General features: G+C 74.0%; 9 protein-coding genes. 6 read left to right on the top strand and 3 right to left on the bottom strand.

All coding sequences use genetic code 11. The features are described 5' to 3' along the window. Positions 1 to 275 precede the first annotated feature (275 nt). The gene (locus AC3ET3_RS30310) at positions 276 to 1484 is read left to right on the top strand and encodes a site-2 protease family protein (protein WP_432155281.1); all 1209 of its coding nucleotides are present in this window, start codon (positions 276 to 278) and stop codon (positions 1482 to 1484) included. Between the two features lie 182 nt (positions 1485 to 1666). Further along, entirely contained in the window at positions 1667 to 2845 is a 1179-nt protein-coding gene (locus AC3ET3_RS30305) for a Rieske 2Fe-2S domain-containing protein (protein ID WP_432155280.1), read from the top strand. Positions 2846 to 2885: 40 nt separating this feature from the next. On the opposite strand, the gene AC3ET3_RS30300 is transcribed toward AC3ET3_RS30305, so the two are convergent. After that, complete coding sequence (locus AC3ET3_RS30300) at positions 2886 to 3695, bottom strand: ribonuclease BN (RefSeq protein WP_432138146.1); 810 nt, start codon at positions 3693 to 3695, stop codon at positions 2886 to 2888. 104 nt (positions 3696 to 3799) lie between these two features. After that, positions 3800 to 4183, bottom strand: a complete 384-nt coding sequence (locus AC3ET3_RS30295) for a DUF1330 domain-containing protein (protein WP_432138147.1) — start codon at positions 4181 to 4183, stop codon at positions 3800 to 3802. 261 nt (positions 4184 to 4444) lie between these two features. Here AC3ET3_RS30295 and AC3ET3_RS30290 point away from each other — a divergent pair, with 261 nt between their 5' ends. Then, positions 4445 to 6670 (top strand): phosphoinositide-specific phospholipase C-related protein, encoded by a 2226-nt coding sequence (locus AC3ET3_RS30290; RefSeq protein ID WP_435613248.1) that lies wholly within the window; start codon positions 4445 to 4447, stop codon positions 6668 to 6670. Here AC3ET3_RS30290 and AC3ET3_RS30285 read toward each other — a convergent pair. Next, positions 6598 to 7077: a hypothetical protein gene (locus AC3ET3_RS30285; protein ID WP_435613247.1), complete on the bottom strand. Its 480-nt coding sequence runs from the start codon at positions 7075 to 7077 to the stop codon at positions 6598 to 6600. The two genes, AC3ET3_RS30290 and AC3ET3_RS30285, sit on opposite strands and share 73 nt — an antisense overlap. A gap of 236 nt (positions 7078 to 7313) precedes the next feature. On the opposite strand from AC3ET3_RS30285, the gene AC3ET3_RS30280 reads away from it, so the two are divergent. The 3 genes from AC3ET3_RS30280 to AC3ET3_RS30270 all read left to right on the top strand — a co-directional run bounded on the left by AC3ET3_RS30280 (position 7314) and on the right by AC3ET3_RS30270 (position 11019). Then, positions 7314 to 7886, top strand: a complete 573-nt coding sequence (locus tag AC3ET3_RS30280) for a TetR/AcrR family transcriptional regulator (protein WP_432138150.1) — start codon at positions 7314 to 7316, stop codon at positions 7884 to 7886. 144 nt (positions 7887 to 8030) lie between these two features. Beyond that, positions 8031 to 9215, top strand: coding sequence for a GDSL-type esterase/lipase family protein (locus tag AC3ET3_RS30275; protein WP_435613246.1), 1185 nt, complete (start codon positions 8031 to 8033; stop codon positions 9213 to 9215). Between the two features lie 871 nt (positions 9216 to 10086). Continuing rightward, a complete protein-coding gene (locus tag AC3ET3_RS30270) occupies positions 10087 to 11019 on the top strand; it encodes an NAD(P)-dependent oxidoreductase (RefSeq protein ID WP_432138153.1) in 933 nt (310 codons plus the stop codon). The last annotated feature ends 348 nt before the right edge of the window (positions 11020 to 11367 follow it).

The following is an 11367-nucleotide window of genomic DNA, read 5'->3' as shown; positions in this document are numbered from 1 at the left end:
GCCGAAGGCACGGGAGACCCGGCCTCTCGCCCCCACCCGGCCCCGTCCGGCGGCGCCGCGCTCCGCGACCGGCACCAAGCTGATGGCGAGGGTCGCCGGCCCGTGGGACCGCCTGCGCGACCGCATCACCGGCCGCGGACGTCCGTGACGAAGGAACCCCGCCCGAGTGCGGGGCCCGATTCCGGGTAGTCGGTCGAACGCGAAGGGAGCCGCGGGTGGCGCACCCGCTGCTCCGTCGAGCCTCGTGTCCCGCTGGCCGGGAGGAGGTGGCCGGTGTGCGGGCGACGTTCTCGCCGGGCCGTGTGGCGGGCATCCGGGTGGGGATGCACTGGAGTGTCCTGCTCGTCTTCGTCCTCATCCTGGTCGGGCTCGCCGAGGGGGGCCTGCGCGACGCCTATCCGGACCGGCCGACCTGGCAGTACTGGTTCGCCTCGGCGGTCACCGCGGTGCTCTTCCTGCTGTCGCTGCTGGCGCACGAGATCAGCCACGCCCTGGTGGCCCGCCGCAACGGAGTGGTCGTCGAGGACATCACCCTCTGGCTCCTCGGCGGGCTCGCCCGGCTGCGGAGCGAGGCGTCCACCCCCGGCGCGGAACTGCGCATCGCCGGCGTGGGCCCCCTGGTGAGCCTGGTGCTGGGGGCGCTGTTCGCCCTGGCGGCCGGGCTGCTGGCGCTGTTCACCGAGGGCGGTCTCGCCGTGGGCGCGCTGGCCTGGCTCGCGGGGATCAACATCGTCCTCGCCGTCTTCAACGCCCTGCCCGCGGCGCCGCTCGACGGCGGCCGCCTGCTGCGGGCGGCCGTCTGGTGGAAGACCGGGAGTCTGCTGCGGGCCACCACCGTGGCCACGGCCGCGGGGCGCCTGCTGGGCTGGGTGCTGGTCGGCACCGGCCTGTACCTCGTGCTGCTCGGCGATGTCTTCAGCGGCATCTGGCTGGTGGTCATCGGCTGGTTCGTCACCGCGGTGGCCACGGCCGAAGGCGGTCAGGCCCGGCTGCGCGAGGTGCTGGGCGGCATCCCCGTCAGGGACGCCATGTCCGCCGATCCGGTGACCGTCCCGGCCGCGACCACGGTCGCCGAGTTCCTCACCGACCCGCGCTACCGCTACCGGCACTCCGCGTTCCCCGTCCTGGACGCGGACACCGCAGGGGCCGCGGAGGCCGGGAACACCGCGCGGACCGCCGAGGGCACCCGGGACGGAGCGGGCACCGTGGTGGGACTGGTGACCCTGAAGGCCGCAGACGCCGTTCCCGGGGCGGAACGGACGTCCACCGCCGTCGCCCGCGTCATGACACCGATCGCCGACCTGCCGACCGCCCGGCCCGACGACCCGCTGGCCCGCCTCGTGCCCGAGTTGCAGGCGGACGCCGCACACCGCGCCCTCGTACTGGAGGACGGCCGCCTGGTGGGGATCGTCACCTCCGCGGACATCAGCCGGGTCACGTCCTGGCTGAGCTCGTCGACCACCTGGCGGGGCCGCGCGATGTGACTCCGCGTGAGGGGCACCGGCCGCGCGCGGCGGCAGACTCACCCCTCTGAGCGCGCTGCGCAGGACTCCGGGCCCCGAAGGCGGCCAGGATGGGGGAGAAGCCCTCAAGGCTCCGTTCGCCACACCGATGCCCGGCCCGACGCGTGACCGTCCGTGACGGCGTCCCCGTGGAAGGGAGAAGCATGACCCAGACCGAACCCGAGGGGCACGCGAGCGCCGGCCCCGCCGGCCGGGACCGCCACGCCCCGAGCTTCGGCACCGCCGACCTGCGACGCGTGGGGGCGAACCCCGACTACTGGTACCCGGTCGCGCTGTCCCGGCGGGTCCGCAGGGGGCGGGTGGTCGCGACGGCGTTCGCGGGGGAGCGCATCGCCCTCTACCGCGGCGCGAGCGGTGCCGTCCACGCGCTGGAGGACCGGTGCGCACACCGGCAGGTGCCGCTGAGCATGGGCGTGGTGGAGGGTGACACCCTGCGCTGCTGCTACCACGCGTGGGCCTACCGGGGCGACGGCCGCATCTCGCAGATCCCGTACCTGTCCAAGGGGGACGGGCGACCGCCCCGCGGCGTGCGCGGGTACCCGGTGCGCGAGGCGTACGGCCTGGTGTTCGTCTTCCCCGGAGCGCCGGAGAGAGCCGCCGGCACTCCGCTGCCGCACCTGCCGGCGTTCCACTCACCGGCGTACCGGACGATGACGTTCGACCGCACCGTGCGCTGCCACTACTCGTTCATGCACGAGAACCTCCTCGACATGAACCACCAGTTCCTGCACCGGGGCGTCGTGGGCAGGCTCCACCCCGAACTGCTGGGACACCGGACGCAGGCGCAGTCGGTGGAGGCGCGGTACCTGTTCACCCACGCGGGCGGCAAGCACAACCGCGGGGCGAGCCTGCTGGCCGGCGAGGGCCTGGGCGGGAACGACTCGCGCGATGTGATGACCATCCGCACCGAGTACCCGTACCAGACACTCGACCTGGTGCCGCAGGACGCCGAACGCCCGGCGTTCCGGCTGTGGACCGCCTACGTGCCCGAGGACGCCGAGCAGCGCGCCTGCCACGCCTACGGCCTGCTCATGATCGAGAAGCCCCGGATTCCCGGTGTCCTCCAGCTGGCCTGGCCGCTCATCAGGCGGTTCACCGAGCGGGTCTTCGCCGAGGACCGCATGGCCGTGGAGGCCGAGCAGCGGGCCTGGGACGAGCAGGGCGAGGACCGCAACCACGAGGTCTTCCCGCTGATCCTGGAGGTTCGCGAGGTGCTGCGCGCCAACGGCGTCCCGATCCGCCCGGCGGCCGCCCTGTGCGGTGCCGCCCGGGCGTACGACGGGGCGCAGCCCGTCTGCGGAGAACCCCCCGCCGGGGACTGACCGGCTTCCGGAGCCCGGGACCGCCCCGCCGCCGGCGGTCTCAGCGCTCCTCGTGCCGGTGGAGGTGGTGTTCGGACAGCCAGCGCCCGAAGAGCGCACCGCCGAAGACCACGAACCCCACGCCGATCAGCCACGACTCCACGACGAGCACGATGCCGACCGCGCCGTAGGCGATCGCGTTGTCGATGAGGAGCGGGGTGAAGACCAGGTAGGAGAATCCCCGCAGCCCCACCAGACCGACCATGGTGGCGATCGCCCCGGGCAGCAGCCGGCGCCAGCGGACCTGGCCGCCCAGCAGGAACCGCTGGCCCCACCAGAAGAACAGGACACCCGTGGTCGTCGAGAGGGTGATGCGCTGCGGACCGTCCAGCACACCGCGGGTCTGCACCTCCTGGTACAGGTACCCGGTCAGCACCGCCAGCCAGGTGGCCTGCCGCCAGACACCGTGCCACGGCCCGGGCGGCAGGTTCCAGATCCGCTCGTAGCCGTTCTGCACGGCGGCGCTCAGCCCCACACCGAAGATCGCCAGGGCGACGAAACCCCAGACACCGGTCGTGCCGACCAGATCGCGCGGCGGGGTGATGACCCCGGCCAGGGCCCGCGCCGACTTCCCGGACACCCCCATGCCGTCCGCCAGCCAGAGGGCGAAGCCACCGCGGCCCAGGGGGTCGGCGGCCGCCACCACGATCAGCAACGGCGCCAGCGTGACCAGTGCCAGGGTGGCGAAGCCGAGGGCCCGGTGCATCAGCTCCAGGTCACGGCCGCGCCGGACCAGAGGGTGCGCGACGAGTCGGCCGCCCGCGCGGCGCAGCAGGCGCAGGAGGCGATTCGCGAGAGCGGTGCATCTCACGCGCGGCTCGTCCACACCGGGCTGAGTCACCCGTGCCCGCCCGCGCAAACGGCGCCCCTCGGGTGACAGGCGTGCCGGGGCCGGCGGGCCCCGGCAGACGGACGCTACGCGGGCGGGCCGCTCGGCCGCCACTGCGTCGTGGGCTGCAGGACGGCCTCCGTGAGCGCGCGGGTGCGCAGCTCGGTGACGGCCCGGTACTCGGGATCGGCCACCATCCGGCTGAACGCCTCCCGGCTGGGATAGCGCACCAGGATCACCGCGTCCCAGGCCTGGCCGTCCTCCGCGACGAGCGCGCTGTCCCCGGAGCCGGCGTACAGCACCTGCCCGCCGTACCGCGGCAGGAAGGTCTGCTCCAGGTGCCGGGCGTACTCCTGGTACGAGGCACGCCCGTCCGGCGCGAAACGCAGCAGGTTGAGCATGACCACCGGTCCACCGGGGTCCTCGGCGAGCAGGCGCTTGAGATCGGCGCCCGTGGGGTCGACGGCCACGGAACACCCCCTTCACAGGAGTCGGCGCCCCCGGAGCGGGCGCGGGCACCCCGAGCATACCGTCCGGTAGGTCTGTTCGTCCGGTGGTGTGAGGGAGGCCCGCCGCCCCGGCCGGCGCCGGTCCCGCCCGAACTCCTGGCGTGCTGCTGCGACGTCTTCGGCCGGCTCGGGCTGATCCGGGCCGAAGCGGGGCATACCGCAGTCAGAGGATGTCGCGGGAACGGGCGGATTTCCCGGGCGAAGACAGGGAAGACGCAGGCCATGGCCGAAGACGACCGGGCATCCGGACCACCGGCCCACCCCTTGCGGTGGCTGGGCCCGCTGGCCTGGGCCGTGGCGGTGCTGAGCCTGACCGCGCTCGCCGCGTCGGCCGTCGCGCGGGCCACCGTGCTCAGTCCCGGCTTCTACGGGAGCGTCCTCGACGACGAGCACGCCTACAAGCGGTTCTACGACGAGGTGCTGGTCGACCCGCACAACGCCCGCCTCACCGACGACCTGCTGGGCCGGCTGCCCGTGACCCGGTCCACGGTGACGGCGAACGTCAAGGTCGTGATCCCCCCGGAGACGCTGCGGGCGATGACCGAGCGGCAGATCGCCGAGATGGTCCGCTACCTGGCGGGCGACCGGGACAGGCTGCTGCTGACCATCGACCTCCAGCCCCTCGTGGACAACGTCGAGACGCTCAGCCGGATCTACTTCGCCGACGCCGTCGCCTCGGTGCAGCAGCGGTCCGAGCCCGACTTCGAGGCGTTCGTCGACCGGCTGGCCCGGGCCGCCTCCGCCCTGGTCGCCGGGAAGGTCCCGGACGAGGGACTGCCGACCCTGGCACTGTCCGACGACCAGGCCGTGGCGGCCACCACCGCTCTGCTGCGGCTGGTGCCGCAGGACGAACGGACGCGGCTGCGGCCGGAGGTGGAGAGCGCCCTCGACGACGGCGACGTGGCCTCCGCCCTCGCCACCGTCGCCCCGGTCGCCCTCTCGGACCGCACCCGCACGGCCGCCGTCGACCTGTTCCGGGAGGCCGGCGGGGGCACCTGGGTCATCACCGCCGACCTCGACCCGGCCGGTGACGTCCTCGCCCCGGTGGAGCGGACCCGGGCCGTCACCCGGTACCTCGGTGAGGTGGTGGAGCCGGCGGCGGCCGGACTCGGTGCGGCCTCGCTGATCCTGCTGCTGTGGCTCCCCACCCGCCTCTTCCCGCCCCGACCCCTCGCCCAGCGGCTGATGCCGCTGGGCTGGGCCCTGACCGCCACGGCCTGCCTGACCGCCGTGGAGGTGCTCCTGCTGCGGCTGGCGATCGGCGGCGACGGACTGCTCGTCTCACCCGGGTCGTGGTCCCCCTCGGTCGCACGGCTGGCCGAGGACCTCCAGGTGACGGCGGTGAACCGGGTGCTGACCATCGCGAGCGTGGTCGCGCTGAGTCTGCTGGCCGCGGGAGCGCTGCTGGTCACCGTGAGCTGGGTGTGGCAGACCCGGCCCCGGGTGGCGGTCCGGGCCGAGAACCGCCGGGGGCTGGCCCTGACCGCCCTCGCCTCCGCGATCGCCCTCACCGGCATGAACCTCGCCCCGGTGACGCTCGCCGGGGCCGCCCCGCGGGTCTGCCAGGGCAGCGCCCGGCTGTGCCAGGCCCGGTACGACGAGATCGCCCAGCTGGCGTCGCACAACGCGATGGCCACCACGGCGGACCGGTTCATCGGCCCCCTCCAGGACCCGGACGTCGTAGGCCAGCTGAACGCCGGGGTGCGGACCCTGCTGCTCGACACCCACCACTGGGAGACGCCCGAGGAACTCGCCGACCGGCTCAGCGACTCCGACTTCTCACCGGCCCTGCGCGCCCAGCTCACCCGGGCCCTGGCCCGCGCGAACCCTCCCCGGCCGGGGTGGTGGCTGTGCCACTCCGCGTGCGGCGCCGGCGCCATCGAGCTGGTGCCCACGCTGCACCGGATCGGGGAATGGCTGCGGACCCACCCCACGGAGGTCGTCACCCTCATCATCCAGGACGGCATCGGACCGTACGAGACCGCGCGCGCCTTCGCGCAGGCCGGGCTGACGGACCTGCTGTTCGAACCCGACGACGACCCGGACAAGCCGTGGCCCAGGCTCGGCACGATGATCGACAGCGGCCGTCGGCTGGTCGTCTTCGCCGAGAAGGCGGACGGCCCCGCGCCCTGGTACCGCAACTTCTACCGCTACGGCATGGAGACCCCGTTCGCCGTCCACAGCCCCGACACCATGACCTGCCTGCCGAACCGGGGCGGCACGGACAAGCGGCTGTTCCTGCTCAACCACTTCGTCACCGCGGGCGGCGGAAGGCGACTGGGCGCCGGCGTGGTCAACTCCCGCGAACGGATCCTCGACCGTGCCCACCGGTGCGAGCAGGAGCGCGGCCGGCCGGTCAACTTCATCGCGGTCGACTACGTCACCGTCGGCAGCGCACGGGCGGCGGTGGACGCCCTGAACGCCGAACGGCTGCGCGCCACCGAGTGACTCCCTGCCCCCCTGACGCCCACGGGCCCGGCCGGGTCGTCACCGTCCCGGGATCCGGTCCCTGGCGCGGTCCAGGACGGCGGCCGCCCCGCCCACCGTGCCGAGGACCTCCGGGCGGGCAGATGGGGATGCGGCCGGGTCGGGGCCCGCCTGCGGACGGTCTCCCACCGGCGTGCCAGCAGCGCCGCGTCCCGCGCCGTGAGCCGGTCGTCCAGGCGGGGCCAGATCTGCGTCTCCTCGTAGCTGAAGTGGCCCCGGTCCAGCCCGGCCACCGTGTTCACGCACTCGGTGAACTCCTGCCCGCCGGGCGAGACACGGGCCAGCTCGTTCAGGGCCCGCTTGGCCTCGTGCTCCTGCGCCAGCGCCGTCTCCACCAGCGCCTCCCCGTCCTCGCACAGCCGGCGCACGGCCGCCAGACGACCCGCTCCTCGGCGATCTCGTGGGCGGACTGCAGCGCCACCAGCCGCCGCGCCAGCCGGCGCTGCGCCCCCAGGTCGGGCTCCGCGTCGTCCGAGCCGCCGGTGAGGTCGTCCAGGACCCGCCAGCCGGGCTCTCCGAGCCTCCCGACAAGGCGTTACCTAATCCAATTAGGCAGTTGGCTACTCGCTTATGGCAGACTGTTGTGGGACACAAGGAGGTGAGGATGGCCAGGATCGGACTGACCACGGAGCGCCTGGTGCTGGCGGGGGCGGACCTGGCCGACGAGATCGGCTTCGAGGGCGTGACCCCCGCCGAGCTCGCGCGGCGACTCGGCGTCAGGACGGCGAGCCTGTACTCGCACGTGAAGAGCGCCCACGACCTCAAGACCAGGATCGCCTTGCGGGCACTGGAGGAACTGGCCGACCGGGTCTCGAACGCCGTGGCCGGCCGCGCCGGCCGGGAGGCGCTGACCGCCTTCGCCGACGCCTACCGGGACTACGCCCTCCAGCACCCGGGGCGCTTCGCCGCCGCCCGCTTCCGGCTGGACCCGGAGACGGCGGCCGCCAGTGCCGGGGTACGGCACGCGCAGATGACGCGGGCACTCCTGCGCGGCTATCACCTGGCCGAGCCGCACCAGACGCACGCCGTACGGCTGCTCGGCAGCGTCTTCGGCGGATTCGTCGCCCTGGAGGCGGCAGGGGGCTTCAGCCACAGCGCCCCCGACGCGCAGGAGAGCTGGACCGAGATCCTGACCGCGCTCGACGGTCTGCTGCGCACCTGGCCCACCACGGCCTGAGCGGACTACCTCCCGCGCGGACCGACTACCGGCCTGAGCGGACTACCTCCTGCGCGGACCAGCTACCGGCCTGAGCGGACTACTACGGAGCCTGAGCGGCTCACCACGGCCTGAACGGCACGAGAGATCGAAGAGACCGAAGACATGAACGCCGAGCCCGACTGGATCACCACCCCCATCACCGCCGACCTCCTGCGCGGCGCACTGGACCTGGAGCGCACCGAACGGGGCCTGCTGCCCCACCGGCTGCCGCCGGGCGCCCGGCGGCAGATCCCCGACGACCAGCTGGCCATGGCGGAGTCGCAGCCCTCGGGAGTGCGGCTCGTCCTGCGCACCCGGGCCACCGCTGTCGAGCTGGACGTCCTGGCCACCAAGCGCGTCTACCCCGGAGCCCCGGCCCGCCCCGACGGGGTGTACGAACTGCTCGTCGACGGGCGGGTCGCGGGCCGGGCCGGCGTGACCGAGGGCGACACCCTCACCGTCGACCTGGCCTCCGGGAGCGCCGAATGCCGGCCCGGGCCCGTCCGGACCGTGCGCTTCACCGGCCTGGCCCGAAAGGAGAAGGACGTCGAGATCTGGCTGCCGCACGACGAGACCACCCGACTGGTCGCCCTGCGCACCGACGCCCCCGTGGCTCCCCGTCCGGACGACGGCAGCAGGATCTGGCTGCACCACGGCAGCTCCATCAGCCACGGGTCCAGCGCCGCCGGTCCCACCGGGACCTGGCCGGCCGTCGCCGCCTCCCTGGGCGGGGTGGAGCTGATCAACCTGGGGTTCGCGGGCAGTGCGCTGCTCGACCCGTTCACCGCACGCGCCATACGCGACACCCCGGCCGACCTGATCAGCGTCAAGATCGGCATCAACGTGGTCAACGCCGACGTGATGCGGCTGCGCGCCTTCGGCCCCGCCGTCCACGGCTTCCTCGACACCATCCGTGAAGGGCACCCCACCGCCCCGCTGCTCGTGGTCTCCCCGCTCCACTGCGCCATCCACGAGGACACGCCCGGTCCCAGCGCCCCGGATCTGGGCGCGATGAGCGAGGGACGCCTGCGTTTCGTCGCCCTCGGCGACCCCGACGAGACCGCCGCCGGGAAGCTCACGCTGACCGTGATCCGCAGCGAGCTGGCCCGCATCGTCCGGGAACGTGCCACCGCGGATCCGTACCTGCACCACCTCGACGGCCTCGACCTCTACGGGGAGCCCGACCACGCCGAGCTGCCGCTGCCCGACGCCCTGCACCCGGACCCCGCCGCCCACCGGCGCATCGGGGAGCGCTTCGCCCGGTTCGCCTTCGGCGCCGAGGGGGCGTTCGTGGCGGAGATCCACTGACGGCCGCCGCGTTCGCCGGCCCGCCACCCCGCTGCGGTGACCGGTGGCGTGGCAGGCACGGACGCCGCCGATTCACCCGGCCGGGCTAGTGGCGGGTGGGCGAACGACCGGTCCTCCGCCGCTGGCCGCAGGGTGCCGGGGGAGTCCCGGGCGGGCTGCCCGGCGCGGGTTCGCCTTGCTGCGGGCGAGGGGCCTGTGACGATGAGGACAAGGGTCCGACCGCTCGCCGGCCCGGGAGGCAGCCATGGTCTTCGTCGTGATGGCACTGCTCTTCCCCGCACTGATGCTGGTGTTCATCCTCGTGATGGACACCTTCGAGGATCGCTGCTTCGGCACGTCCGCCCCCAACCCCGCACCCGAAACCCCGGCACCCGAACCCTGCGACGCCCGACAGGCCCGCCGCCGACCCGCCGGCCCGGCAACCGAGTGCACCTGCGGCGGCAGACCCGGTCTCCGCCGGACCGGCCGCACAAGGCGGCGCTAGCACGCGACCGGGCCGCCGAGCCGGACTCGCGGCGGGCCACCGTACGCGCCCGCCGACCGGTCCACACGGTCGGGAGGCGTTGCGCGTCACCGGGGGAAGGCGACCGGGCCCCGTGGCCGGCGGGGTCCGGCTGCCGTGATCGACGCGCCCGCCGTGATCGCCGTCGCGGCCGGCTTGCCGACGCGGCGTCCCGTCGAGACGCGGACCGCGGCGCAGGGTGAGCCGTCTCAGCGTCCAGCAGACCCGACCCCGCCCCGGGCCGACAGCGCCCGATTCCCACAGGCGCACGTGCCACCGCCGCCACCGGGCACCCGGGCCTCACCGCCGTCGTCAGCGCATGAACGAAGACCACGAACGAAGACCACGAACGAACAGGGAAGCCGACACATGACCGACCAGCTCACCGTGAGCGTCCTGGGCACCGGCATCATGGGCGCCGCGATGGCCCGCAACCTCCTCCGCGCCGGGCACACCGTGCGCGCCTGGAACCGCACCTCCGCCAAGGCCACGCCGCTGGCCGCCGACGGCGCGCTCGTCGTGGACACCCCCGAGGAAGCGGTGGCGGGCGCCGACACCGTCCTCACCATGCTCCACGACGGTCCGGCCGCCCTCGACGTCATGCGGCGGGCCGCTCCCGGCCTGCGTCCGGGAACCGCCTGGGCGCAGTGCACCACCGCGGGGACGGCAGCCCTCGCCGACCTGGCGGCCTTCGCCCGGGAACACGAACTGCTCTTCTACGACGCCCCCGTGCTCGGCACCCGCGAGCCCGCGGAGAGCGGCCGACTGGTCGTCCTCGCGGCCGGGCCGGCGGCAGGCCGGGAAGCGGTGACCCCGATCTTCGACGCGGTCGGCGCCCGGACCGTGTGGACCGGCGAGGACGGCGCGGCCGGCAGCGCCACCCGGCTGAAGCTCGTGGCCAACACCTGGGTCATCGCCACCACCAACGCCATGGGCGAGGTGCTGGCCCTGGCCCGTGCCCTCGAAGTGGACCCGCGGAGCTTCCTGGACACGGTCGCCGGCGGCCCGCTCGACATGGGGTACCTGCGGGCGAAGACGAGCCTGGTCCTGGAGGACCGGCTCTCCCCGGCCCAGTTCGCGGTGGCGACGGCCGCCAAGGACGCCCGGCTCATCGTCGAGGCGGGCCGGCAGTACGGCCTGCGCCTGGACGTGGCCGCCGCGAGCGCGGCACGGCTGGAGCGTGCGGCGGCGCAGGGGCACGGGGACGAGGACATGGTCGCGGCCTACTTCGCGAGCTTCCCCGAAGCCTCGGAGAGCCAGGAGCCCTGGACGACCGAGGAGGCCGACGGGGGAGTCCGGTAGCGCTGCGCCCTCCCCCCGGGCCGAGCCGCTCGGCGCAAGAGCCTTGCCAGCCGAACCGGCTCAGCCCTATTCTCAAGGCTAGAAAGCGCTTTCCCCAGCGAGGTGTCACCCGTCGGGTGAAAGCGACCGTCACAGCACCTCTCACGACTGCGGGTGTGCCTCCCAGGTGAGTCAAGACCTGACTTGACCTGGTCGTCTGCGCGCCGCGAGACGTGGAGGTGCGTGTCTGGCGAAGTGTCACCGCTCCATGGGTCGGTCGCGTAAGCGCTTCCGTCGCGCCGTACGCGTTGACCGTCGCGCACCGCATCACGACCGTCGCGCGACCGACCCGCGAACGCACCGCATCGA

The sequence above is a fragment of the Streptomyces sp. bgisy159 genome, from assembly GCF_057707805.1.
The sequence above is the reverse complement of the archived record's forward strand: the minus strand, read 5'-3'. Positions and strand labels throughout refer to the sequence as shown.

What these genes read in the sequence shown, in the direction of transcription:
- AC3ET3_RS30305 (WP_432155280.1), top strand. Translation starts at nt 1,667, where the DNA reads ATGACCCAGACCGAACCCGAGGGGCACGCGAGCGCCGGCCCCGCCGGC.
- AC3ET3_RS30290 (WP_435613248.1), top strand. Translation starts at nt 4,445, where the DNA reads ATGGCCGAAGACGACCGGGCATCCGGACCACCGGCCCACCCCTTGCGG.
- AC3ET3_RS30280 (WP_432138150.1), top strand. Translation starts at nt 7,314, where the DNA reads ATGGCCAGGATCGGACTGACCACGGAGCGCCTGGTGCTGGCGGGGGCG.
- AC3ET3_RS30275 (WP_435613246.1), top strand. Translation starts at nt 8,031, where the DNA reads ATGAACGCCGAGCCCGACTGGATCACCACCCCCATCACCGCCGACCTC.
- AC3ET3_RS30270 (WP_432138153.1), top strand. Translation starts at nt 10,087, where the DNA reads ATGACCGACCAGCTCACCGTGAGCGTCCTGGGCACCGGCATCATGGGC.